This is a genomic window from Actinoplanes sp. NPDC051470 (assembly GCF_040682035.1).
Lineage (GTDB): Bacteria > Actinomycetota > Actinomycetes > Mycobacteriales > Micromonosporaceae > Actinoplanes.
Genome location: NZ_JBFBAA010000001.1, coordinates 578415 through 602291 on the forward strand (window position 1 = coordinate 578415; position 23877 = coordinate 602291).

Here is a 23877-nt window from a genome sequence, read left to right on the forward strand (position 1 = left end):
CGTGCGGCGGCCTGGATGCTACCTATCGAGGTTTGTTCACGACCTGCCTGGACCGACGCCGATCCGTAGGCCGGCCACGCGGTCTCCACCGTCGTGAACAAATCTCACAGGGCTACTTGGGGGAGCTGGCCGACTCCACCTTCACCGTGCCGGCGATGATGTCCGCCTTGAGCTTGTCGACCTCGGCCTTGAGCCCGGCGTCGACCTTGCTGTCGAACTTGTTGTAGGGCGCGATCGAGACGCCGTTGTTCTCCAGCGTGCCCAGGTAGCCCGGGTCGGCGTTGAGCGGCTGGCCCGCGCCACCGGCCGCGACGGCCTGCTCCACGGCGTCGGTGATGTTCTTGACCACCGTCGTCAGGAAGACGTCGCAGTACTGCTCGGCGCTCTTGCAGCCGTCCTGGTCGACCCAGATGATCGCGGTCTTGCCGCCGCCCGCCTTGGCCACGTCGGCGCTGCCCAGCCCGGTGCCACCGGCCACCGGCATGATCACGTCGGCGCCCTGCGAGACGAAGTTGTTGGCGATCGCCTTGCCCTTGTTCTGGTCGGTGAAGGACTCGGCGAACGTGCCGTTCTGTGAGGCCTTCGTCCAGCCGAGCACCTGGACGTTCTTGCTCTTCTGCTTGTTGTAGTACGCCACGCCGTCGGCGAAGCCGTCCATGAAGACGGTCACCGGCGGGATCTTCAGGCCGCCGTAGGTGGCCACCTTGCCGGACTTCGAGTAGCCCGCCGCGACGTAGCCGGCCAGGAACGCGGCCTGGTCGGTGGCGAACTGCATCGGGTAGACGTTGCTGGCGCCCTCGATCGCGCTGTCCACGATGCCGAACTGCTGGCTCGTGCTCTCGGCCGCGACCTTCTTGGTGGCGTCGCCCATCAGGCCGCCGACCGCGAGGATGAAGTTGCACTTCTTGGTGACGTAGCCACGCAGGTTGGGCTCGTAGTCGGCCTCGGCGGTCGAGGCGACGTACTCCGGCGCGATGTTGCTCTGCGCGGTTTTGGCCGCCTGCACGCCGGCCCAGGCCGACGCGTTGAACGACTTGTCGTCGATGCCGCCGACGTCGGTGACCATGCAGGCCTTGTATGGGGCTCCGGCGCCGGCACTGCTGCCGGAACCGCTCGGGGTCTCAACGGGAGCGTCGCCACACGCGGCAGCAGCGAGCGTGAGCCCACCGGCCGCGAGAATCGCAACGATCCGCATCCCACGTACTGGGCGCAAAACGCCCTCCTTCCACAGCACACCGAAGACTCGTGGTGAGTTCTCGGCCGCGAGCGTACGCGCAGGCCAGAGCCGCGTCAGGAAATCCGGCCGGACTGTTGGCGCACCGTTACCTCCGGGCGACCGCCCGGCGGACAGGCTGCGGCTTTCGGTGGAATCGGCGGGGAATTGCCCGGTGGACCGCGAAACGTGCCGTTAATCTTTCGGCGACGCGCCCTGGTCGGCGACGGATCGTTCGGCCCGCCAGGCCCGGACCCCGAGCACTCCGACGACGGTTCCGATGGCCAGCGAGGCGCCGATCAGCAGGGCGTGGATCCACAGGAACGCGGTGGGCGAGCCGCCGTCGAACGCCCGGTCGTCCCGCCAGATCGCCAGCCCGAACCGCGGCCAGATCAGCCAGGTCCAGACGCCCACCAGCACCAGGAAGACCGCCCATTTCCGCGAGATCACCACGCGGAGAGTATGGGCGGTCTTCGGGGTCGGGCGCTCAGCGGGCCGGCGCCTTCTCGGTCGGCCCTCAGTGGGCCGGCGCGTGTTCCGGGTCGGGCGTGGCGACCGGCGCGGCCTCCGTCGTGGCCGGGGCGGTGCGGCGACGGCCGAGGGCGGTCAGGAGCAGACCCCCGATCGCGTACGACCCCAGCACGATCGCCGCGGTCAGCCCGCCGTGGCCATCGAAGTACGCGACCGACCGCAGCAGCGTCGCCCCGGCGCCGATCGGCAACGCCTGGCCGACCGCGCCCCACGGCTGGGGCAGCAGCTCGGGCGCCGCCGCGACCGCGCCGAGCGCGTTGCCGACCAGGAACATCGTGACCGCGCCGAGCCCCAGCCCGGGCCGGTCGAACATGGCGCCCAGACCGGTCATCGCGCCGGCCACGGCCAGGCCGAACAACCCGAGCACCCCGGCCACCGCGAGGTAGTCGCCAGGCAGCACGTCGAGCCACCCCTGCAGCACCGCCGCGCCGGCCAGACCGGCCGCGACCGCGTAGCCGAGCAGCGCGGTCAGCCGGGCGCCCCGGCGCCGGACGACGAAGAAGATCAGCAACCCGGCCAGCAGCGAGGTGATCGCGAGCGGCAGGAAGCCGGCACCGAATCCGGTGCCCCGCGGGTCACCGGCGTGCAGCGGAACCACGTCGACGACCTTGGCCTGCGGCCCGGCGGCCTGGCCGAGCAGGGCGGAGACGGTGGGACTGCCGGCCGACGCCACGTGCACCTCGGGCGCGGGGCCGGCCACGACGATCGCCCCGTAGACCGACCGGTCGCGGATCGCGGCGTCCGCGGCGGCGGCGTCCGGGAGCGTGGTGACCTCGAACGCGCCCGGGTGCTCAGCGGCCAGCTTCTGGGTGATCGCGGCGGTGGCCGGCGGCGGGCCGGCGACCGCGATCGGCAGGTCACGGGGCGCGAGGTTGGTGGCCGGGCCGGCGAAGAGCGGCACCAGCAGCGCCTGGAGCGCGACGACGACGAGGGCGATGAGCAGGCCCGCGGTCAGCGGAGTGCGGTGGGATCGCATCAGGGATCTCCTAAAACGAATGCTCGTTCTCTTTGACTTGCCCAGAATGCTCCCCGGCGTCGCCCGTAGTCAAGAACGAGCGTTCGTTTTACAGTGTGGGGCGTGCCACGCGTATCCGAGAACCACCTGACCGCCCGCCGCGAGCAGATCCTGGCCGCCGCCCGCGCCTGCTTCCTGCGCAACGGCCTGCATGCCACGTCGATGCAGGACCTGATCCGCGAGGCCGGCCTCTCGGTGGGCGCGGTCTACCGCTACTTCAAGTCCAAGAACGAGATCATCAGCGCGATCGCCGAGCAGGTCGCCGGCGGCATCGCCGCGCGCATCCAGGAGATCGCCGACCAGGAGCCGCCGGTGCCGCTGCCGGACGCCATGGAACAGGTGCTCGAGCTGGTCGACGCGCAGGTCGGCCCGGGCGGCAACTTCCCGCTGGGTGTGCAGGTCTGGGGCGAGGCGACGATCGACCCGGCGATCGGCGACATCGTGCGCGAGCGGTACGCGGCGATGCACGGCACCTTCACGCTCCTGGCCGAGCGCGCGGCCGAGCGTGGCGAGCTGCCCGCCGGCGTCGACCCCGAGGCAATGGCCGCGGTGCTGTTCAGCATGGTGCCCGGCTTCGCCCTGCAACGCATGATCATCGGCAAGCCTGACAAGGAGACGTTCGCCGCCGGAATGCGCGCGATCCTCACCCGCTGACCGCCGAGGTGACGCGTATAGGTGCGCAGAGCCCCGCCGTTCGCCCGGTTTGTCGCGCGAGTGACGCGTATAGGTGCGCAGAGCCCCGCCGTTCGCCCGGTTTGTCGCGCGGATGACGCGTATGAGTGCGCAGAGCCCCGCGGTTCGCCCGGTTTGTCACCGGGTGTTGCCTATACGCGCTCAGAGCAAAGGGGTCAGCCGGCCATGCCGGGGAGCTTGGCGGCCAGGCGGGCGAAGCCGGCCCGGACGTCGGTGGCGGTGGGCGCCGGCCCAGGCTCGACGGTCTCGATGTAGTCCGGCGGCTCGTCGTCGCCCGGCGGAAGTTCGGCGGCCGAACGCACCGCCTCGATCTCGTCGCGGATCGCCTCGGCGTCGACCCGTGGCAGCAGCGGCTCGACCACGGCGACCAGGTCGTCGTCGGCCACCACGGCCTGGGCCAGCGCCAGCGCGTGGGCCCGCTCGTACGGCCCGAACACCACCGGCTCCCAGCCCTCGGCGTCGTCCAGCGGGCTGACCGTGATCACCCACGGGAGGGCGGCCACCGGGGAGTCCGGCGGCAGGCTGAGCGTCACGAGACTGCCCACGGGCACATCATTACGGACTGTGGTGCCGAATCCAGGTATTTTGTCCTACCGGAGCAGTTTTATCGTCAGCTGCGAGGTCGACGACGCGGCCGTGCGGGCTGGTCGCCGCCCACGCCGCCCCGAACAGTAGGACCTGGTTGAAGAGGTACAGGTAGAAGAGCACGCCGACCGCGCTGGCAACCAGGCCGTAGGCCGGGTTCCGCTCGACCAGGCCGACCAGATACTTACCGACCGTGTTGAGCAACGTGATGCCGACACCGACCTGGAGCACCGGCGGAATCATCCGGCGCACGGTCATCCGCAGCCGGGGCACGGCGGCCAGCAGCGCCGCCGCCAGCAACATGTTGATCGCGATCATGGCGATCCAGCTGACCGTGGTCAGCAGCCAGCCCGCGTGCCCGTCGGAGAGCCAGGTGAGCAGCCGTTCCAGCAGGTTGACGGCGCCCACCGACAGGCCGACCAGGACCAGGATGCCGAGCAGCACGCCGAGGTCGACGAGCTGACGGATGCCGTAGAAGCCGGGGTGCTCGTTGACCCGCCAGATCAGGCGTTGTGAGGAGCGGATCGCGTCGACCCAGCCGAGGCCGGTCCAGACCAGGCCGACCAGGCCGATGATGCCGACCGCACGACCGCTGTCCAGCACCTGCTGGAGGTCGAGGAACGGCAGGTTCTGGGCGAGGAACTCGCGGACGATGTCGAACAGGTCGTCGTTGTTGCCGAGCAGGATGCCGAAGATCGAGTAGCCGATCAGCAGCAGCGCGAAGACCGCGAAGAAGCCGTAGTACGCGATGGCCGCGGCCAGCCGGCCGCCGTTGACCTCGTCGTAGCGCAGGATCGCCCGGCTGAAGTGGTCGAAGTACTTCGAGCGGTGCCGCCAGACCATGAGCCGCGCGACGATCGCGTCGTAGGCACGGTCGACGGCGCTCGCGGGCCGACCGTCAGCCAACGTCAGCCCCCGAGCGAGAAGTCACGACGCCGGCGCCAGGGGCCCTCGCCACCATGCGAGAACAGCGTGAACGACGCGACGCCGAACCGGCAGGAGAACGGGGCCAGATCGTCGAAGACGGCGTCGAGCGCGGCGGCGGGCACGTCCTGGGCGACGGTCACGTGTGGATGGTACGGAAATCGCGACTCCCGACGCAGCCCGTCGGCCGCCATGATCGCCTCGGCCAGCAGCTCGCACTCGCTGATGCCCTGGGCCAGGGTCACGAAGACCACCTCGGTGATCGGCCGGAACGTGCCGGTCCCGCGCAGGTGGATGGTGAACGGCGGTTGCCCGGACGCGACCGTGGCCAGGTGTTCCTCAACGGCCGGCAGCAGCCCGGTGTCCACCTCGGTCGGCCCGAGCAGCGTCACGTGGGCGGGCGTGAACGCGGCCTGCGGGTCGCCGGCCTCGCCGCGGCGCTTGGTGAGCTGCGAACCCCACGGCTCCGGGATGTCGATCGCGACGCCGATCGTGGTGGTCGGGGCCACGCGGTCAGGCTCCGCGCGCCGGGCTGAGGAAACCGATGTTCTGGTACGCCTGCGCGAGTGTCACCGCGGACACCGCCCGCGCCTTCTCCGCCCCCACGGCCAGCACCTTGTCGAGGTAGCCGGGGTCTTCGAGGTAGGCCCGGGTGCGCTCCTGGATCGGCTTGACGAACTCGACCACGACCTCGGCCAGGTCTTTCTTCAGGTCGCCGTAGCCGCGGCCGTCGTACTGCTCGAGCAGTTCGTCTATGGTCCGGCCGGTCAGCGCGGCGTAGATGGTCAGCAGGTTGCTGATGCCGGGCTTGGCCACCTCGTCGTAGAGGATCTCGCGGCCGGTGTCGGTGACCGCCGACTTGATCTTCTTGGCCGAGCGGGCCGGGTCTTCCAGCAGCTCGATGATGCCGTTCGGCGAGGACGCCGACTTGGACATCTTCGCGGTCGGCTCCTGCAGGTCGGTGATCTTCGCGGTGTCCTTGACGATGTACGCCGCGGGCACCGTGAAGGTCGGGCCGTACCGGGTGTTGAACCGCTGGGCCAGGTCGCGGGTGAGCTCGAGGTGCTGTCGCTGGTCCTCGCCCACCGGCACCTGGTCGGCCTGGTAGAGCAGGATGTCGGCGGCCTGCAGGATCGGATAGGTGAACAGGCCGACCGAGGTGGAATCTTGCCCGGCCTTGGCCGACTTGTCCTTGAACTGGACCATGCGCCCGGCCTCACCGAAACCGGTGATGCAGTTCAGCACCCAGGCCAGCTGGGCGTGCTCGGGGACGTGCGACTGCACGAACAGCGTGCATCGATCGGGGTCGAGGCCGACGGCGAGCAGCTGTGCGGCGGAGAGACGTGTGCGATTGCGGAGCGCCACCGGTTCGTGCCCGGCGGTGATCGCATGCAGATCGACCACGCAGTAGAACGCGTCATGTGAGTCCTGCAAGGCCACCCAGTTACGCACCGCGCCCAGATAGTTTCCGAGGTGGAACGAGTCGGCGGTGGGCTGGATCCCGGAGAGCACCCGCGGGCGAGGGGCGGCGTCGGACATGAGCGTCATTGTGACAGTCTCGGCCCACTTCCCGTAAACCGCCCGTGCGTGCGACCTATGTATGTTCGGTCGTGTTGACTCATGAGCGATATTGAGAGATTGTAGAGTGGCAAATCACCGACGGAAGGGCACACCGCCGTGAAACTGCTCGTCACCGGAGGCGCGGGGTACGTCGGCAGCGTGACCAGCCGGCTGCTGCTCGACGCCGGACATGACGTGACTGTCCTGGACAATCTCAGCACCGGATTCCGCGAGGCGGTAGCGCCCGACGCGACCTTCGTGGAGGCCGACATCGCCGATGCCGGCACCGTCCTGACGGCCGAGGCCGGCTTCGACGCGGTGCTGCACTTCGCCGGGCTGATCGCGGCCGGCGAGTCGATGGTGAAGCCGGAGCTCTACTGGGACCACAACGTGATCCGGTCGCTGCGTCTGCTCGCGGCGGTGCGCGCGGCGCGCGTACCCAAACTTGTCTTCTCCTCCACCGCGGCGGTCTATGGCAACCCGAGCGAGTTGCCGATCACCGAGGGCGCCGTCAAGGCGCCGACCAACACCTACGGCGCCACCAAGCTGACCTTCGACCACGCCCTCACCTCGGAGACCTTCGCGCACGGGCTGGCCGCGGTGTCGCTGCGCTACTTCAACGTGGCCGGGGCGCTGATCCGGCCGGACACCGAGCGTCTAAAGGCGGCCGAGATCGGCGAGCGGCACGACCCCGAGACCCACCTGATCCCGATCGCGCTCCAGGTGGCCGCGGGCAAGCGCGAGAAGCTCCAGCTGTTCGGCGACGACTACCCGACCGCCGACGGCACCTGCGTCCGCGACTACATCCACGTGGAAGACCTGGCCCGGGCCCACCTGCTGGCGCTGGACGCGGCGGTCGGCGGCGAACACCGGATCTACAACCTGGGCACCGGCAGCGGGTTCACCAACCGGCAGGTGGTCGAGGTGGCCCGCGAGGTGACCGGCCACGAGCTGCCGGTGGAGATCGCGCCGCGCCGCGAGGGCGACCCGGCCACGCTGGTCGCGTCGTCGGCCCTGGCCCGGGCCGAGCTCGGCTGGGTGCCCGAGAAGGCGACCCTGCACGACATGATCGGTGACGCCTGGGCGTTCTACCGGACCCACGTGGCGTGATCTGATCAGATCATGACTGAGCCTTCTTCGTCATGCCCTTCTGGCCCTCGACGCCGTTGGTCGGTGACGGCTGCTGCCGCTCGGTGCAGGCGGTCATGACAGACGTCGCTACTATTTTCCGCGATCACTACGGCGCCGAGCCCGAGGGACTCTGGGCGGCGCCCGGGCGGGTGAACCTGATCGGCGAGCACACCGACTACAACGACGGGTTCGTGCTCCCGTTCGCGTTGCCCGAGCGGGTGATCGCCGCGGCCGGGCGGGCCGACGCCGGCTGGGCGGTGTGCTCCGACCTGCAGGGCGAGCCGGTCAGCTTCGACGACCCCGGCGAGCCGGGAACGGTGACGGGCTGGGCCGCCTACGTCGCCGGGGTGGTGTGGGCGCTCCGCGACGCCGGGTACGAGCCCCCGCCCGCCCGCATAGCGCTCACCTCCGACGTCCCGCTCGGCGCCGGCGTCTCGTCGTCCGCCGCGCTGGAGTCGGCCGTGCTCACCGCGCTGATCGACCTCGGCGGCCTGGACATCCCGGCGCACGAACGGCCGGCCCTGGCCCAGCGTGGCGAGAACGTCTACGTCGGCGCGCCGACCGGGATCATGGACCAGTCGGCGTCGATCCGCTGCGAGGCCGGCCGCGCGCTGTTCCTCGACTGCCGGTCGCAGGAGGTCGAGCAGATCCCGTTCGACGTGGCCGCCGAGGGCCTGGCCGTGCTGGTGGTGAACAGCAACGCGCCCCACCGGCACGTGGACGGCGAGTACGGCGCCCGGCGCAAGTCGTGCGAGGAGGCGGCGCGGCTGCTGGGCGTACCCGCGTTGCGTGACGTCTCCACGGACGGCCTGGACCAGACCCTGAAGCAGCTCGACGACGAGGTGATGCGGCGCCGCGTGCGCCACGTGGTGACCGAGGACCAGCGCGTGCTCGACACCGTGGCGTTGCTGCGCTCGGGCCGGATCCGGGAGATCGGGCCACTGATGACCGCGTCGCACGCGTCGATGCGGGAAGACTTCGAGATCACCGTGGCCGAGGTGGACGTCGCGGTGGAGGCGGCGCTGATGGCCGGCGCGTACGGCGCCCGGATGACCGGCGGCGGTTTCGGCGGCTGCATCCTCGCCCTGATCGACGCCGACCGGGCCGACGCCACCGCCTCGGCGATCGCCGAGGCGTACGCGAAGCATGGTTTCACCGCGCCCACCCCCTTCGTCGCGGTCCCCAGCAAGGGCGCGACCCGCCTCTGAGGACAGTCCGGGGTCGTCCGCCAGGAGGACCCGGGCGGTCGTTCCCGCACGGTTCTGGGTCGCGGCGTTCAGTGACGCCGACGCGGTGACGGCGAGGTCGGCGCCCGACCTGCGCCGCCACCTGGTCGGCTGAGACCGGCCTCAGCGAGGCAGTGGCTGCGGGTCGGCGGTCGGTCCCTTCACCACGGGCTTGCCGTCGACCCAGTCCACTTTGTCCAGCCAGAGCTGGCGGCCGGGCGAGACGCTGCCGATCGCGTCCGGCGGCCACGCGTGGTAGAGCAGCCAGCTCTCCCCCGCCGGCGTGGTGACCAGGAAGCTGTGTCCCGGCCCGGCCGCCGCCGGTGACGTCTTGAGGATCGGGTTCTCCGCCGCCTTGCGACACGGGCCGAGCGGCGAGTCGCAGGTCGCGTAGCCCATCGCGTACACGTCCCGGTCGAAGGCGTTGGCCGAGTAGAAGAGAAAGAACGTTCCTTCTCTCTCGACCAATTGCGGCGCCTCGATGACGTGGTCCTCCCACGCGGCGTCGTTGACCAGCAGTTGCTTCGGTTCGCCGGCGAGGGCCCGCCCGTCCGCGCGAAGCTCGGCCCCGTAGAGGTAGGTCGGCTGCCGGATCGCGTTGCCGTCGTTCTTCCAGTAGAGGTAGCGCTTGCCGTCGGCGGCCGTGAACGGGCTGGCGTCGATCGACCCGCCCTCGTCGGCCTGGCAGATCAGCGGCCGGTCCGACTCGTCGACGAACGGCCCTTCCGGCTCGGCGCTGAACGCCACCCCGATGCACTGCCGATCGGTCGCCGTCGAGCGGGCGGTGTAGTAGAGCAGCCAGCCGCCGTCGCCCGCGATCACCTCGGGCGCCCAGGTGTTGCCCTTGGTGGCCCACGTGCCCACCTCGGGCATGGCGTCCCCCGCGCCGGTCCAGTGCACGAGATCCGGCGAGGAGAGCACCGGCACGTTCGCGGCGGCGTTGTTCGTCCCGTACGCGTACCAGGTGTTCTCGTGCCGGATCACCCCCGGGTCGGGGAAGTTCTCGGCGAAGACCGGGTTGCTGAACATCGGTGCCTCCTTCGCGGGCGCCGCCTCGCCGCCGCACCCGGCCAGGACCAGAACGGCCAGGACGTCCAGGACGAGAAAGTGGTAGCCCCTGGCGGTATTTCGCCGCTGGATGGCGCGCTGGGCTACCACTGGTGGGGTCACCACCGGCTGAACCTCAGATAGTCGAACGTCGCGGTGACGGCGGGCGCCGCTCCGCCGTGGGCGATCAGGCCGATGCGCGGTGTGGTGTTCGCCGGCATCGTCCACACGCCACCCCAGGTCCACTTCCGGCCGTCGCGGCTCACCCCGGCGCGGTACTCGTGCTCGCCGCCGGCGTCGGTCCGGTGCGCCAGCCGCAGCCAGGTGGTCTCCAGGCCGGGCGGGCCGGCGATGGTGCCGCCGTAGGACAGCGCGCCCGCGTACGGGATCTCGTAGCCGAACTCGACCTGCCGGGTGTTCCAGATCGCCACCGCCGACAGCCGCGCGAACCGGTCGTCGTCCACGTAGGCGATCAGCCCGGCCTGCTGGTAGTTGCGCACCGTGTCCTCGCCCAGCGGCAGCGTGAGCCTGGTCTCGGCGATCCAGTTGCCCTTCGGCGCGTCCCGCAGCAGCACCCCGGCGTCGTTGCCGGCGCCGGTCAGGTCGGCGCCCTCGACCGGCCAGCTCAGCCGCCCGCGGCCCACCGTCACGGCCGGCTCCCGGATCGCGGTCCAGCGGCGGTCGAGCGAGCGGCCGGCGAACTCGTCGGAGACCAGCAGGCGCCCCGGCGTCGGCGCCGACGCCACCCGGACCGGCGGCAGCGGACGGTTGGGCCGGTCGCGGAGCACGTCCGAGGCCCACGCACCGCCGCGTACGGTCGGCCAGCCCGAGATCCAGTCCAGCCGGTCGAGCAGCATCGGCCGCTCGTTGATCCCGAACGGCTCGTCCAGGTACGGGTCGTTCCGGTCGATCGCGTGGTAGACGAACCAGTCCTGGCCGAGCCGGTCGGTGATCAGTCCGTTGTGGCCGGTGCCGACCCAGCGGTTGCCGTTCGGCGCGATCACCGGCGTGCCACCGGCCCGCGAGACGTTGAGCGACTGGCCCAACTTGTCGGTGAACGGGCCGCGCGGGTCCCGCGAGCGCCCGACCGAGACCGAGTAGCCGGTGGTCGGGCCGGCGCAGCAGTTGGCCGACGACGCGAACAGGTAGTACCAGCCGTTACGCCGCACCACGTACGCGCCTTCGAACTTGTTGTCGACCGCGACCCGGGTGGCCGGGCCGGTCAGGTGCAGCCCGTCCGCGGTGAGCTCACTGACCCAGATGCCGCCGAAGTAGCTGCCGTAGTAGAGGAACTTCCGGCCGTCCGGGGTGGTGAGCTGGGCCGGGTCGAAGGTCCAGAGCCAGCCCCCGTCCCCGCTGGGCCGCGGCGCGACCACCGGGGTGTCCACGAACGTCCACGGCCCGGCCGGGGTCGGCGCGGTGGCGGCGCCGATGGCCGAGGCGCCGGGCGCGACGGTGGTCTCGGTGACGGTCACGTACATGATCCAGCGGTTGCCGATCTTCCGGACGTCCGGCGCCCAGTAGGCCGCGTCATCGGCGGCGAACGCGGGTTTTTGGCCGGCGCTGAACGCGTCGCCGACGTAGGACCAGGTGACCAGGTCGGCCGAGCGGGCGATCGGGATCCGGTGGGCGACCTTCTCGCCTTCGCGCAGCGGATCCGTCGTTCCGTACGCGTAGTAGAGATTGTCGTCGCCGCGGACGATGACCGGGTCGGCGAACGTGTCGGCGAAGGACGCCGAGATCGGGTTGGCGTGGGCTGCTGTCGGCGCCAGCACGAGCAGGACACCCAGGAGAGCGAGGAGCTTCTTCATGATCACCCCTTCAGGCCGCTACGGGAGACGCCCTCGATGATGTACCGCTGGCACACCACGAACAGGATCAGCACCGGGATGCTGGCCAGCGCCGCGCCCGCCATGATCACCGGATAGTCGGTGGTGTACGCGCCCTGGAGCGTGGCCAGGCCCGGCGGCAGGGTCAGCTTCTCGGGACTGAACAGCACGTACACCGGCCAGATGAAGTCGTTCCAGTTGGTCAGGAACGCGATCACGGTCAGCGTGGCCAGCGCCGGCCGGGACAGCGGCAGGATGACCTTGGTGAAGATCTGCCAGGCGTTGGCGCCCTCGATCAGCGCCGCCTCCTCCAGTTCGCGGGGCAGCGCGGAGAAGAACTGGCGCAGGAAGAACACGCCGAACGCGCTGGCCGCACCCGGGATGATCAGCGCCCAGACGCTGTCCAGCCAGCCCAGCCGGTCGATCATCAGGAAGTTCGGGATCAACATCACGAAGCCGGGTACGAACAATGTCCCGACGATCACCGCGAAGATCACGTTCTTACCGCGGAAGGTCATCCGGGCCAGCGCGTACGCGGCCATCGACGCGACCACCAGCACCAGGATCGCCTGACCGACCGCGGCCACCATGCTGTTGAGGAACCAGCGCAGCACCGGCGTCTGGGTGTTGCCGGCGAACAGCGTCTCGTAGGCGCGGGTGGTCGGCTCCCGCGGCAGCCAGGCCGGCGGGATCGCGGTGGCCTCGCTGGTGGTCTTGAACGAGGTCAGCAGCATCCACACCAGCGGCGCGACGAACACGACGCTGATCCCGATCAGCACGGTGTACCAGGCGATGCCGCGTACCCGGGTCATGTGTCCTTCTCTCGGAACAGCCGGAAGACGATCACGCTGACCAGCAGCAGGGCCAGGGTGAGGAAGTAGCTCATCGCGGCCGCGCTGCCCATCCGGTAGCTGCGCAGGCCCTCGTCGGCGATGTACATGATCGCCGTCCGCGTCTCCACCCCCGGGGCGCCCTGCGTGATCAGGTACGCCTGCCCGAACATGTTGGCCGAGGCCAGGATCGTGTTGATCACGACGAAGGCGAGCACCGGCCGGAGCCCGGGGAGGGTCACGTGCCGGAACTCGGCCCAGCGCCCGGCGCCGTCCACCCGCGCCGCGTCGTACAGGTCACGCGGGATGTCCTGCAGGCCGGCCAGGTAGATCACCGCGTTGAAGCCGATCGTCCACCACACCGTGACACCGACCAGCGAGATCCACGCCCAGGGCAGACCGGTGGTCCACGGCGTGTCCGCGGGCAGCCCGACCGCGCCGAGCGCCGCGTTGACCATGCCCAGGTTGGGGTCGAGCAGGAAGCGCCAGAGCAGGCCGATCACCGCCACGCCCAGCACGTACGGCGCGAAGTAGACGGCCCGGAACAGCGTGCGGCCCGGGAAGGCCCGGTTCAGCAGCAGCGCCACGCCCAGCGGCACCACGATCAGCAGCGGCACGCTGAACACCGTGAAGATCCCGGTGGCCTGCATGCTCTGCCAGAAGAAGTCGAACACCGGCGACGCCCAGTCGAACAGCGCCGCGTAGTTGGCCAGGCCGACGAACGGCTTCCCGGGCAGCAGGTAGTCCCAGTCGTGCAGGCTGATCCAGATCCCGTAGACCGCCGGCACCAGGGTGAAGGTCGCGAAGATCAGCGCGTACGGCAGCAGGAAGAGATAGGGCGTCGCTCCCCGATGGCTGCGCGCCTTCTTCCTGCCGGTCGCCGCGGCAACCGCCGGCGGCCGCACCGCTTCCTTGACGGCCATGCTCAGCCGCCGTACTTCTTCTTGTTCTGCTCCAGGATCTGACCCGCCTTGCCGGCCGCGTCGGCCAGCGCCTTGGCCGGCTCCTTCCGCAGCAGGATCGCCTCGTTGACCGCGACGTCCATGGTGGCCATGGCGTCCGCGATGCCCGGCACCGACGGCGGGAAGTGCAGGTCGTCGATCTGCGAGCCGATCGCCGACTGCTCCTTCAGCGCCTTGAAGTCGGTGCCCTCGCGCACCTCCTTGCGGGCCGGGACCTGGCCGCCCTTGGCCCACTCGAGCGACTGCTGGCTGATGTAGTTGATGAACACCTTGCCCGCGGTCAACTTGTTCTGGTCGTTGGCCTTCTGCTTGAACTGCACGAAGTTGTGCGACCCGGCCCAGGCCGCCTTCTGGGTGCCGATCTGCGGCAGCGCGCTGACGCCCCACTCCAGGCCCTTGACGCCGTTGAGTGTGTTGATGTTCCAGATGCCGTTCCAGTTGAAGGCGGCCTTGCCGTTCTGCAGCGCGATCGCGTCCGCGTCCTGGGCCACGTTCTTCGGGCTGTAGCCCTTCTTGACCAGGTCGACCAGCCAGGTCAGGGCCTTGACGCCGGGCTCCTCGGCGAACAGCGGCTTCCCCGCCGCCTCGTCGAACAACTGGCCGCCGAACTGCCAGGTCAGCGACTCGAACTGGTGCACGCCGGTGAACGGGAACGGGCTGGCCCAATGGCCCTGGATGCCCTTGGCCTTCAACGCGTCCAGCGCGGCCAGGTACTCCTCGTTGGTGGTCGGCGGCTTCTCCGGGTCGAGGCCGGCGGTCCGCAGAACCTTCTTGTTGTAGAACATGCCCTGCGGGTGTACGTCCAGCGGGATCGCGTACCGCTTGCTGTTGTAGACCCCGGCCCGCCACACCGGCGGCGAGAAGTCCTCCTCCTTGAGCTGGAGGGAGGCGGCCACGTCGTCGAGCGGCAGGACCACGCCGCGGGCCGCGTTGGTGGCGACCTGCTCGACGTGCATGATGCCCAGGTCAGGCCCGTTGCCGGTGGACACCGCGGCCGGCACCTTCTGGTAGTAGTCGGCCCACTCGTACACGTTCATCGTGACCTTGATGTTGGGGTTGGCCGCGTTGAACTTGTCCACCAGGGACTTCATCACCGGGCCGTCGCCGCCGGTGAAGCCGTTCCAGAAGGTCAGGGTCACGTTCGGGCCGGAGTAGGTGGTCGCGGCGGGCTGGGCGTCGGAACCGCCGCCGTTCACGACCGGGTTGGGTCCGTCGTCGCCGCAGGCGCCGAGCAGGACGGCGCCACTCGCGCCGACACCGAGGCCGAGCAGGCCGCGGCGGGTCAGGTTGTTGTTCACTTCGACTCCTCGAAGGTCAGGGCGTGCCAGGAGAGCGGAGGAAGGGCGACGGTGCTGCCGCCGGTCTGGGTGAGCGGCTCATTGATCCCGTCGGCGATCCACAGGTGGTCGCCGGGGCGGTGGTTGGGGAAGGCGCGCAGGTCGAGGTCGAGCCGGACCTGCTCGGTGCCGCGGTTCACGACGAACACGGACAGCGCGCCGGTCTCCGGGTCGTGGGTGGCGATGGCGTCGACCACGGGTACGTCGCCGTATCGGCCGGTGGCCATCGTGGGCGCGGTCACGGCGGTGCGGAGCACGGTGCCGCGGGCCAGGCGGGCGGTGTGCGCGAACGGGTGGAAGATGGTCTGCCGCCAGGCCGGGCCGCCGGGCCGGGTCCGGATCGGCGCGATCACGTTCACCAGCTGCGCCTGGCAGCCGATGCTCAGCCGGTCGGCGTGCCGCAGCATGCTGATCAGCAGGTTGCCGACCACCATGGCGTCGGTGACGGTGTAGTCGTCCTCGATCAGCGCCGGCGTCTCCTCGATGCCGCGGTCCTCGGGCTCGGTGAACCGGCCCTGGTACCAGACGTTCCACTCGTCCAGGGCCAGGTTGACGCGCTTGCGCCGGCGGAGTTTGGCCCGCACGTGGTCGGCGGTGGCGATCACGTCCTCGATGAAGCCGTCCAGCCCGTACGCGGAGGCCCGGAAGCTGGCCGGGTCGTCCTTCTCCGGGTCGTAGTACTGGTGCAGCGACACGTAGTCGACCTGGTCGTACGCCTCCTCGAGGACGGTGGCCTCCCAGCCCGCGAAGGTCGGCATGTCGGCGTTCGAGCTGCCGCACGCGACCAGCTCGATGCCCGGGTCGACCTTCTTCATCGCCGCGCCGGCCCGGGACGCGAGGCGGCCGTACTCACGGGCGGTCATCCGGCCGACCTGCCACGGGCCGTCCATCTCGTTGCCGAGACACCAGAGGCGTACGTCGTGCGGCTTGGCCACGCCGTGCTCCCGCCGCCGGTCGCTGATCGCGGTGCCCTCGGCGAGGTTGCAGTACTCGACCAGCGCGGCCGCGTCGTCCACCCCGCGAGTGCCCAGGTTGACCGCCATCATCGGCTCGACCCCGGCCGCCGTGGCCCAGCGCATGAACTCGTTCAGCCCGAACGCGTTGCTCTCCAGCGACCGCCAGGCCAGGTCGAGCCGCCGCGGGCGCTCGGCGACCGGCCCGACGCCGTCCTCCCAGCGGTAGTTCGAGACGAAGTTCCCGCCCGGGTAGCGGACCGTGGTGACCCCAAGCTCGCGGACCAGTTCGAGCACGTCGGTGCGGAGACCGTCGGCGTCCGCCTCGGGGTGCCCGGGCTCGAACACGCCGGTGTAGACACACCGGCCCATGTGCTCGACGAAGGAGCCGAAGAGCCGGGGATCGACCGGCGCGATCGTGTACGCGGGGTCGAGAGTGAGCTGCGCCACTGACATGCAAGTCTTTTTACAACGTTGGAACCAACGTTGTAAATAGCCTGAGGTGATTCTGTCACGTGCGGATTTCCTGAGGTCAGGCCGTGCTTTCGCGCACCACGAGGCGGTGCGGCACACGCACTTCCCGGGGCGGCTCGGCGGTCTGCCCGATTCGTTCCGCGAGCAGGTCCACCGCGATCTCGGCGATCCGGGCGGTGTCCGGCGCCACCGTGGTCAGCGTCGGCGTGCTGAAGCGCCCGTCCTCGATGTCGTCGAAGCCGGCCACCGCCACGTCGTCGGGCACCTTGTGGCCCCGGCGCAGCAGGGTGCGGAGGGCGCCCAGGGCCAGCAGGTCGTTGAAGCAGAACACCGCGTCCGGCGGCTCCGGCAGGTCGAGCAGCCGTTCCATCGCGGCCGCCCCGTCAGCCCGGTGGAACTGCTCGGCCGGCGCCACCAGCGTCTCGTCGACCGGCAGACCGGCCTCGGCCAGCGCCCGCCGATAGCCGGCCAGCCGCAGGTGGGCGGTCACCGCCGAGGGCTGGTCCTGGGCGCCGATCGCCGCGATCCGGCGCCGGCCCAGCGCGGCCAGGTGGCCGGTCGCCTCCGCGGCCGCGGCCAGGTTGTCGATCGCCACGTGGTCGGCCGGTCCGTGCGACACCCGCTCGCCCAGCAGCACCATCGGGCTGCCGTCGGACCGCACCAGTTCGTCGCCGGTCAGCGCCAGCGGACTGAAGATCACCCCGTCGATCGCGTGCCGGCGCAGCCCCGCGACCAGGTTGCGCTCGCGGTCGGCCTGGCCGTCGGTCTGGTCGATCAGCACGGTCCACGACCGGCGCTCGGCCGCCTGCACGATCAGCCCGGCCATCTCGGCGAAGTAGGGCGACTGCAACTCGGGCAGCGCCAGCGCGATCACCCCGGACCGGCCGCTGCGCAACTGGCGGGCCGCGACGTTGGGGATGTACCCGAGCCGATCGATCGCGTCCTGCACCCGGGATCGGGTGTCCGGCGCCACGTGCACATAGCCGTTGACCACGTTTGACACGGTCTTGATGGACACGCCGGCCAGCGCGGCAACATCCTTCAAGCCCGGAGGCACCGGCCTCGCCCCCTCGTCAACCGCCAACCCCCGGACTATAACAACGTTCCCGGCCATGCAACCCCGGAGGCGGGTGCGGCGGTCAGGGGGGCGTGAGACTTCAGGAGGCTCGTGATGAACGAGCGTGATGAGCAGTTCCACGATTTCGTGCTGGCCCGGCGGGCCGGCCTGGTGCGTACCGCGACGCTGTTGACGGCGGGCGACGCGCACCTGGCGGAAGATCTGGTGCAGTCGACGCTGACCAAGCTCTATGTCGGCTGGCCGTCCTTCCTCCGGGCCGAGAACCCCGAGGGGTACGTACGCCGTTCCCTGGTCAACGCGCTGACCGACGAGCGGCGCCGGCTGTGGCGGCGGCGCGAGCGACCGGTGGCCGAACTGCCCGACCAGCCACACTTCCCCGGCACGCCCGACGTGCCCGGCGGTGACCAGCTGCGCCAGGCACTGAAGCAGCTGCCACCGCGGATGCGGGCCGCCCTCGTCTTCCGGTACTTCTACGACCTCGGCATCGCCGAGACCGCGGACGCTCTGGACTGCTCCGAGGGCACCGTCAAGAGCCAGACCGCCCGCGCGCTGGACAAGCTGCGCGCCGCCCTCGAGCCCCGTGGCTCGTTTCTTCAGCAAGGAGTGAATTAGCCATGGACCTTCGTGACGCTTTTCAGGATCTGGCCGGACGCCCGGTCGCGCCGACCATCCAGCAGGCCGACGCCGACCTGGCCCGCGGCCGGGACAAGCTGCGCAAGCGGCGGCTGATCCAGACCGCCGGCGGCTCGATCTTCGCCATCGCCGCCGGGGTGGCCGCCTTCGCGGTCGCCACGTCCGGCACGGTGACCGGGCCGGCCGCCATCGACGCGAAAGCGCCGCCGGCCGCGACGGCCGCCAAGATCAACCTGGTTGCCTACAAGGGTGAGCAGCCCAAGGGCTTCACCGTCGACACCGTGCCGGACGGCTGGTTCGTCCAGGCCATCGACACCTACTCGCTGGTGATCGCCCCGAACAAGGCCAAGAACCCGGGCCCGGACGTCGACCCGTCCAAGGCGCCGATCTACGACCCGAACAACTTCCGCGGAAAGATCGCCGTCTTCCTGCAGAGCAAGGACGAGAAAGCTCCCACGGGCAAGACGACCACGGTCAACGGGCGCGAGATGATCCTGCGCAAGAGCCCGCGCGGCGACGTGTCCGACGCCAAGGGCTTCCCGACCCCCGAGCCCGAGCGCGCCGACGGCGACTACGGCTCGACGATCTTCGTGAAGCAGGACAACGGCATCTACGTGCTCGTGCAGTTCTGGGGCGGCCTCAGCTTCACCCAGCAGCAGATGTTCGAGCTGGCCTCCGGCGTGCACGCCGACGAGAGCGCCGTGCAGGGCGTCGGCTGATCTTCGATCACCTGACGGGAAAGGGCGGGCCCATCCGGGCCCGCCCTTTCCATCTGCTCACTTCGAACAAAACGCCCGATCCGCGAAGCTCTGCGCACTCATACGCAACAGCTACGACGCCTCGATGATCATGCCGGCGCCGACCGTGCGGTTGGTCGACTCGTCGATCAGCACGAAGCCGCCGGTCGTGCGGTTGCGGCGGTACTCATCGGCCAGCAACGGCATGGCCGTGCGCAGCTTCACCCGGCCGATCTCGTTCAGCCCCAGCGAATCGGCCGACTCGTCCCGGTGCAGGGTGTTCACGTCGAGCCGGTACTGCAGGCCGCGCACCACCGTCTTGGCCGTACGCGTGGTGTGCTTGATCAGGTATTTGCTCCCGACCGAGAGCGGCGCGGTCTCGTCCATCCAGCAGATCATCGCCTCGACGTCCTGGGCGACCGCCGGCGCGTTGTTCGGCCGGCAGATCATGTCGCCACGGGAGATGTCGATCTCGTCGGTCAGCCGCACCGTCACCGACATCGGCGGGAACGCCTCGTCGAGCGGGCCGTCGGCGGTGTCGATCGAGGCGATCGTGCTGGTCAGACCGGACGGCAGCACCATGACCTCGTCGCCCGGCTTGAGCACGCCGGAGGCCACCTGACCGGCGTAGCCGCGGTAGTCGGTGACCGTGGTCGACTGCGGGCGGATCACGTATTGCACCGGGAAGCGCACGTCGACCAGGTTGCGGTCCGAGGCGATGTGTACGTGTTCCAGGTGGTGGAGCAGGGACGGACCCTCGTACCAGGGGCTCTTGTCGGACCGTGAGGCGATGTTGTCGCCGTTGAGCGCCGAGATCGGGATGACCGTGAGGTCGGGGGCGTCGAGCTTGGCCGCGAACGAGGTGAACTCGTCGGCGATGCGCTCGTAGACCGCCTGGTCCCAGTCGACCAGGTCCATCTTGTTCACGCAGAGCACCAGGTGGGGCACGCGCAGCAACGAGGTGAGGAAGGCGTGCCGGCGCGACTGCTCGACCAGACCCTTACGGGCGTCGACCAGGATCAGCGCCAGGTCGGCGGTGGACGCCCCGGTCACCATGTTCCGGGTGTACTGGATGTGTCCCGGGGTGTCGGCGATGATGAACTTCCGCCGTGGCGTCGCGAAGTAGCGGTAGGCCACGTCGATCGTGATGCCCTGCTCGCGCTCGGCGCGCAGGCCGTCGGTGAGCAGGGCGAGGTTGGTGTACTCGTCGCCACGGGCCGCGCTGACCGCCTCGACCGACTCGAGCTGGTCCTCGAAGATCGTCTTGGTGTCGAACAGCAGCCGCCCGATCAGCGTCGACTTACCGTCGTCGACGCTGCCGGCGGTGGCGAACCGGAGCAGGTCCATGCCACGGGCCGACGCGGATTCCGGCTCCAGAACAGCCTGGGACATCAGAAGTAACCCTCTCGCTTGCGGTCTTCCATCGCGGCCTCGCTGACCTTGTCGTCGCCGCGGGTAGCGCCGCGCTCGGTGATCCGGGTCGCCGCGACCTCCTCGATCACCTTTTCCACCGTGTCGGCGTCGGAGCGGACCGCGGCGGTCTGGGAGGCGTCACCGACCGTCCGGTAGCGCACCCGCATCGTGGCCGAGGTCTCGCCGTCCCGGAGCCGGATGAACTCGTTGACCGCGTAGAACATGCCGTTGCGCTCGACCACCTCGCGGTCGTGCGCGTAGTAGATGTCCGGCAGCGGCACCCGCTCCTTGGCGATGTAGTGCCAGATGTCCAGCTCGGTCCAGTTGGACAGCGGGAACACCCGGATCGACTCGCCCGGGTGGTGCTTGCCGTTGTAGAGCGACCAGAGCTCGGGCCGCTGGTTCTTCGGGTCCCACTGGCCGAACTCGTCGCGGAAGCTGAACACCCGCTCCTTGGCCCGCGCCTTCTCCTCGTCGCGGCGGGCGCCGCCGAACAGCGCGTCGAAGCGGTACTTCTCGACCGCGGCCAGCAGCACCGGGGTCTGGATCCGGTTGCGGGTTCCGTCGGGCAGCTCGCGCACCTTGCCGGTGTCGATCGCCTCCTGCACGCTGGCCACGACCAGGTTGAGGCCCAGCGCGGCCACCCGGGTGTCGCGGTATTCCAGGACCTCGGGGAAGTTGTGCCCGGTGTCCACATGCATGACCGGGAATGGGATCTTTCCCGGCGCGAAGGCCTTCTCGGCCAGGCGGAGCATCACGATCGAGTCCTTGCCGCCGGAGAACAGCAGCACCGGGCGCTCGAACTCGGCCATCACCTCGCGCATCACGAAGATGCTCTCGGCCTCCAGGGCATCGAGGTGTGACACACGGTAGGGCTTCGTCTGACTCATCGTTATCTTTCTGGCTCGCGCTGGGCTGTTGGTCAGGTTACCGGGAGATGACGCTGCAGCGCTGCGAGCAGTCGGGGAGCAAGATCCTTACGGCACACGACGAGGTCGGGCAGCTTCGGGTCGGGCTGGTTGTATTTCAGCTCAGATCCGTCGATCCGGCTAGCGTGCAGGCCGGTGGCCGTCGCCACAGCGACCGGCGCCGCCGAGTCCCACTCGTACTGGCCACCCGCGTGCACGTAGGCGTCGGCGTCGCCGTTGATCACCGCGGCGATCTTCACGCCGGCCGAGCCCATCGGGACCAGCTCGGCGCCGATGTCGTCGGCCAGGGCGGTGACGAAGGCGGGCGGGCGGGTCCGGCTGGCCGCGATCCGGATCGGCCCGCCGGTCGCCGCGGACAACGGCATCGGCGGGTATGCCGGCGGGTGGTCGGTCGCGATCGTGCGGTGTTGAGCCGGCATCGCCACCGCGCCGGCCGCCAGGCAGTTCGGGCTGTGGCAGTCGGCGGTCCAGAGCGCCACGTGCACGGCCCAGTCGGTGCGGCCCTCCTCGGAGAACTCCCGGGTGCCGTCCAGCGGGTCGACGACCCAGACCCGGGACGCGTCCAGCCGGTCCGGGCGCATCGCGTTCTTCTCGCCGGTCCAGGCCAGCCGGGACTGGTCGTCCTCCTCCGACAGCACGGCGTCGGCCGGGCGCCACCGGGCCAGCTCGGTGCGCAGCAGGTCGTGCGCGGCCTTGTCGCCGGCCGCCTTCAGCGCCTTGCCGTCCGCGTACCCCATGTCTTCCCGCACCTGGAGCAGCAGCTGCCCGGCCCGGTCGGCGAGCCAGCGCGCGAACGCCGCGTCGATCACCGGCGGGGTGCCACTCTCGCCGAGCGGCTCACGCTGACCGGTGATGTGCGCAGACGCCTTCGTCTCGCTCATGGTGCTCCCATCTCAGTAGGCTCCCGAGGACCGAACCACGGCCGTCATGGTCCGCAACAGGATCACCAGGTCCAAACTGAGGGACCAGTTCTCCACATAGCGAAGGTCCAGTCTGACCGCCTCCTCCCAGGAGAGGTCCGATCGGCCGGAAACTTGCCAGAGACCTGTCATGCCCGGTTTGACGGCCAGCCGGCGGCGTACGTCGTCGGCATAGGCGGCCACCTCCGACGGGAGCGGCGGTCGCGGCCCGACCAGCGACATCTGCCCGGTCAGCACGTTCAGCAGCTGCGGAAGCTCGTCGACCGAGAACCGGCGCAACCATCGACCGATCGGGGTGACGCGCGGGTCGTCACGCATTTTGAAGAGCACACCGTCGTGCTCGTTGAGGTGTCTCAGCTCGGCCAGCCGCGCCTCGGCATCGACATACATGCTGCGGAACTTGAAGATCCGGAACTCGCGGCCGTCGCGGCCGACGCGAACCTGCCGGAAGAGTACCGGTCCCCGGCTCGTGGCCCGGACGCACAGGGCGACCCCCAGCAGCACCGGGCTGAACAGGCCGAGCAGGAACAGCGCCCCGAGCCGGTCGACGAGTTCCTTGACCAGCCGGATGCCGCCGTGCAGCCGGGGGTGCTCGACGTGCAACATCGGCAGCCCGTCGAACGGACGGATGGTGGTCCGGGCGCCGGCCACGTCGATCAGGGCGCTGGCCACCACCAGGTCGACCTCGTCGCGTTCCAGCCGCCAGGCCAGCCGGCGCAGCACCACGCCGTCCAGTTCCGGGCAGCTCAGCACGACCACGGTGTCGGCGTCGGCGGCGTCGACCGCGGTGGCCACGTCGTCGAAGGTTCCGTACACCGGCAGATCCACCACACCGTCGTGCTGCGGTGGCAGACAGCAACCGACCACCTCGAGCCCGTGATACCGCTCACGCCGGAGCTGCCGGGTGATGCCGATGACGCTGAGTTCGTGGCCGACCACGATCACCCGGCGCAGCCGCTCGCCCCGGGACCGGGCGTGGTGCAGCCGCTTGCGCAGTCCGAACCGGAGCAGGCCGGCCGTGGCGATCGCCGTCGGGATGGCGGCCAGGACATAGCTACGAGCAAGATCGAGATCGAGCGCGTACGAGAGGACGGCCGCCCCCGCGATCAGGCCGACCCCGCCCCGGAACACCCGCTGGTACTCGTCCGTGCCGACGAACAGGAACCGCCGCTCGTAGGCCCGGCTCACCGCCAGCACCACCAGCAGGACCACCGGCAGCAGCGCGGAGAGCAGCAGGTACCACCGGTTGTACTGGGTCACCACGTCGCCGAAGCGCACCCCGAACGTGGCCGCGCCGGCCGCCACCCCGGCGAACAGGTCGCAGACGACCAGGGCGCGGACGTAACTACGTTCCCAGCGCTGCCGCCGGGACATCGCGGCGTGCCGGCCCCGCACCCGGACGAACGGCCGGGTCGGCGGGCGCACCGCCATCGACCGGCTCGGCTCCGGCGACCAGTGCCGCTCGACGGCCCGGTTGCGCGCGCGGCCGACCGGGTGGCGGCCACCCTCGCCGGCCAGCGGCAGCTGGTTGAGGTCGCCGGAGCCGGCGGGCGGCGGGCTGGTCGGGACGGCCGGCGCCGGGATCTTGTTGCGGCTGCGCGGCGACGGCCGGCGCGGACGGGGGCCGTGATTGGCCGGCGGGTGGTTGGCCGGCGCGTAGTTCTCCGGGATCGGCGTCGGATCCGGGTCGTCGTGGTCGCGGCGCTGCGGCCCCGGCATCCGCCGGGGGGCGATCGTCGGCAGCGTCACGGTCGGACCGTCGAGGGCGTCCGTCCCGCGGTCCTCGGACAGGTCTCGCACCCCGAACCTCCCCGCGTTGCCGACCATCCCGCACCGTGCGATGCGTTCACGTGACCA

Annotated in this window: 23 protein-coding genes; 5 read left to right on the plus strand and 18 right to left on the minus strand. The window is 70.2% G+C overall.

Annotated features, from left to right (window positions below; translation table 11 throughout):
• Window positions 1-112: 112 nt before the first annotated feature.
• The 3 genes from AB0M54_RS02765 to AB0M54_RS02775 form a co-directional block, all read right to left on the minus strand.
• Entirely contained in the window at window positions 113-1195 is a 1083-nt protein-coding gene (locus tag AB0M54_RS02765) for a BMP family ABC transporter substrate-binding protein (protein ID WP_364313944.1), read from the minus strand.
• 213 nt (window positions 1196-1408) lie between these two features.
• Complete coding sequence (locus tag AB0M54_RS02770) at window positions 1409-1666, minus strand: hypothetical protein (protein WP_364313941.1); 258 nt, start codon at window positions 1664-1666, stop codon at window positions 1409-1411.
• 64 nt (window positions 1667-1730) lie between these two features.
• Window positions 1731-2720, minus strand: a complete 990-nt coding sequence (locus AB0M54_RS02775; RefSeq protein ID WP_364468771.1) for a hypothetical protein — start codon at window positions 2718-2720, stop codon at window positions 1731-1733.
• Between the two features lie 102 nt (window positions 2721-2822).
• Between AB0M54_RS02775 and AB0M54_RS02780 the strand changes: the two genes are divergently transcribed.
• Window positions 2823-3413, plus strand: a complete 591-nt coding sequence (locus AB0M54_RS02780; protein WP_364313936.1) for a TetR/AcrR family transcriptional regulator — start codon at window positions 2823-2825, stop codon at window positions 3411-3413.
• A 194-nt stretch (window positions 3414-3607) separates the two neighbouring features.
• Here the strand turns inward: AB0M54_RS02780 and AB0M54_RS02785 are convergent, their stop codons facing one another.
• From AB0M54_RS02785 to trpS, 4 genes are read right to left on the minus strand one after another with little or no spacing between them, the layout of a single operon-like run.
• A complete protein-coding gene (locus AB0M54_RS02785) occupies window positions 3608-3997 on the minus strand; it encodes a hypothetical protein (protein WP_364313933.1) in 390 nt (129 codons plus the stop codon).
• A 10-nt stretch (window positions 3998-4007) separates the two neighbouring features.
• Window positions 4008-4943, minus strand: a complete 936-nt coding sequence (locus tag AB0M54_RS02790; protein ID WP_364468773.1) for a YihY/virulence factor BrkB family protein — start codon at window positions 4941-4943, stop codon at window positions 4008-4010.
• A gap of 2 nt (window positions 4944-4945) precedes the next feature.
• Window positions 4946-5470, minus strand: coding sequence for a 2'-5' RNA ligase family protein (locus AB0M54_RS02795; RefSeq protein ID WP_364313928.1), 525 nt, complete (start codon window positions 5468-5470; stop codon window positions 4946-4948).
• A gap of 4 nt (window positions 5471-5474) precedes the next feature.
• Complete coding sequence (gene trpS, locus AB0M54_RS02800) at window positions 5475-6500, minus strand: tryptophan--tRNA ligase (protein ID WP_364468775.1); 1026 nt, start codon at window positions 6498-6500, stop codon at window positions 5475-5477.
• Window positions 6501-6638: 138 nt separating this feature from the next.
• Between trpS and galE the strand changes: the two genes are divergently transcribed.
• On the plus strand, window positions 6639-7631 hold the full coding sequence (gene galE, locus AB0M54_RS02805; protein ID WP_364313922.1) for a UDP-glucose 4-epimerase GalE: 993 nt from the start codon (window positions 6639-6641) through the stop codon (window positions 7629-7631).
• Between the two features lie 95 nt (window positions 7632-7726).
• On the plus strand, window positions 7727-8860 hold the full coding sequence (galK, locus tag AB0M54_RS02810) for a galactokinase (RefSeq protein ID WP_364468777.1): 1134 nt from the start codon (window positions 7727-7729) through the stop codon (window positions 8858-8860).
• Window positions 8861-9001: 141 nt separating this feature from the next.
• Here galK and AB0M54_RS02815 read toward each other — a convergent pair whose 3' ends face one another.
• The 7 genes from AB0M54_RS02815 to AB0M54_RS02845 form a co-directional block, all read right to left on the minus strand.
• Window positions 9002-10051, minus strand: a complete 1050-nt coding sequence (locus AB0M54_RS02815) for a glycoside hydrolase family 43 protein (protein ID WP_364468779.1) — start codon at window positions 10049-10051, stop codon at window positions 9002-9004.
• Window positions 10045-11736, minus strand: coding sequence for a family 43 glycosylhydrolase (locus AB0M54_RS02820; protein ID WP_364468782.1), 1692 nt, complete (start codon window positions 11734-11736; stop codon window positions 10045-10047). Before AB0M54_RS02820 ends, AB0M54_RS02815 begins: the two co-directional genes overlap by 7 nt.
• A gap of 2 nt (window positions 11737-11738) precedes the next feature.
• Window positions 11739-12566: a carbohydrate ABC transporter permease gene (locus AB0M54_RS02825; RefSeq protein WP_364313911.1), complete on the minus strand. Its 828-nt coding sequence runs from the start codon at window positions 12564-12566 to the stop codon at window positions 11739-11741.
• Complete coding sequence (locus AB0M54_RS02830; protein ID WP_364468784.1) at window positions 12563-13507, minus strand: sugar ABC transporter permease; 945 nt, start codon at window positions 13505-13507, stop codon at window positions 12563-12565. The genes AB0M54_RS02825 and AB0M54_RS02830 overlap by 4 nt, the downstream gene beginning before the upstream one ends.
• 2 nt (window positions 13508-13509) lie before the next feature.
• Window positions 13510-14844 (minus strand): ABC transporter substrate-binding protein, encoded by a 1335-nt coding sequence (locus AB0M54_RS02835; RefSeq protein WP_364468786.1) that lies wholly within the window; start codon window positions 14842-14844, stop codon window positions 13510-13512.
• Window positions 14841-16292 carry an alpha-N-arabinofuranosidase gene (locus AB0M54_RS02840; RefSeq protein WP_364313903.1) on the minus strand — a complete coding sequence of 484 codons (1452 nt, stop codon included), beginning with the start codon at window positions 16290-16292 and terminating at the stop codon, window positions 14841-14843. The genes AB0M54_RS02835 and AB0M54_RS02840 overlap by 4 nt, the downstream gene beginning before the upstream one ends.
• A 76-nt stretch (window positions 16293-16368) precedes the next feature.
• Window positions 16369-17367, minus strand: coding sequence for a LacI family DNA-binding transcriptional regulator (locus AB0M54_RS02845; RefSeq protein ID WP_364317040.1), 999 nt, complete (start codon window positions 17365-17367; stop codon window positions 16369-16371).
• 111 nt (window positions 17368-17478) lie between these two features.
• On the opposite strand from AB0M54_RS02845, the gene AB0M54_RS02850 reads away from it, so the two are divergent.
• On the plus strand, window positions 17479-18000 hold the full coding sequence (locus AB0M54_RS02850) for a SigE family RNA polymerase sigma factor (RefSeq protein WP_364313900.1): 522 nt from the start codon (window positions 17479-17481) through the stop codon (window positions 17998-18000).
• A 2-nt stretch (window positions 18001-18002) separates the two neighbouring features.
• Window positions 18003-18740 (plus strand): hypothetical protein, encoded by a 738-nt coding sequence (locus tag AB0M54_RS02855; protein ID WP_364313897.1) that lies wholly within the window; start codon window positions 18003-18005, stop codon window positions 18738-18740.
• A gap of 111 nt (window positions 18741-18851) precedes the next feature.
• Here the strand turns inward: AB0M54_RS02855 and cysN are convergent, their stop codons facing one another.
• Genes cysN through AB0M54_RS02875 form a run of 4 tightly spaced genes read right to left on the minus strand, consistent with a single transcriptional unit; the run spans window position 18852 to window position 23820 of the window.
• Entirely contained in the window at window positions 18852-20150 is a 1299-nt protein-coding gene (gene cysN / locus AB0M54_RS02860) for a sulfate adenylyltransferase subunit CysN (protein WP_364313895.1), read from the minus strand.
• Window positions 20150-21061, minus strand: coding sequence for a sulfate adenylyltransferase subunit CysD (gene cysD, locus AB0M54_RS02865; protein ID WP_364468788.1), 912 nt, complete (start codon window positions 21059-21061; stop codon window positions 20150-20152). The genes cysN and cysD overlap by 1 nt, the downstream gene beginning before the upstream one ends.
• Window positions 21062-21093: 32 nt before the next feature.
• Window positions 21094-21981, minus strand: a complete 888-nt coding sequence (locus tag AB0M54_RS02870; protein WP_364468790.1) for a 3'(2'),5'-bisphosphate nucleotidase CysQ — start codon at window positions 21979-21981, stop codon at window positions 21094-21096.
• A 12-nt stretch (window positions 21982-21993) separates the two neighbouring features.
• Window positions 21994-23820 (minus strand): exopolysaccharide biosynthesis polyprenyl glycosylphosphotransferase, encoded by a 1827-nt coding sequence (locus tag AB0M54_RS02875; protein WP_364468792.1) that lies wholly within the window; start codon window positions 23818-23820, stop codon window positions 21994-21996.
• Window positions 23821-23877 lie beyond the last annotated feature (57 nt).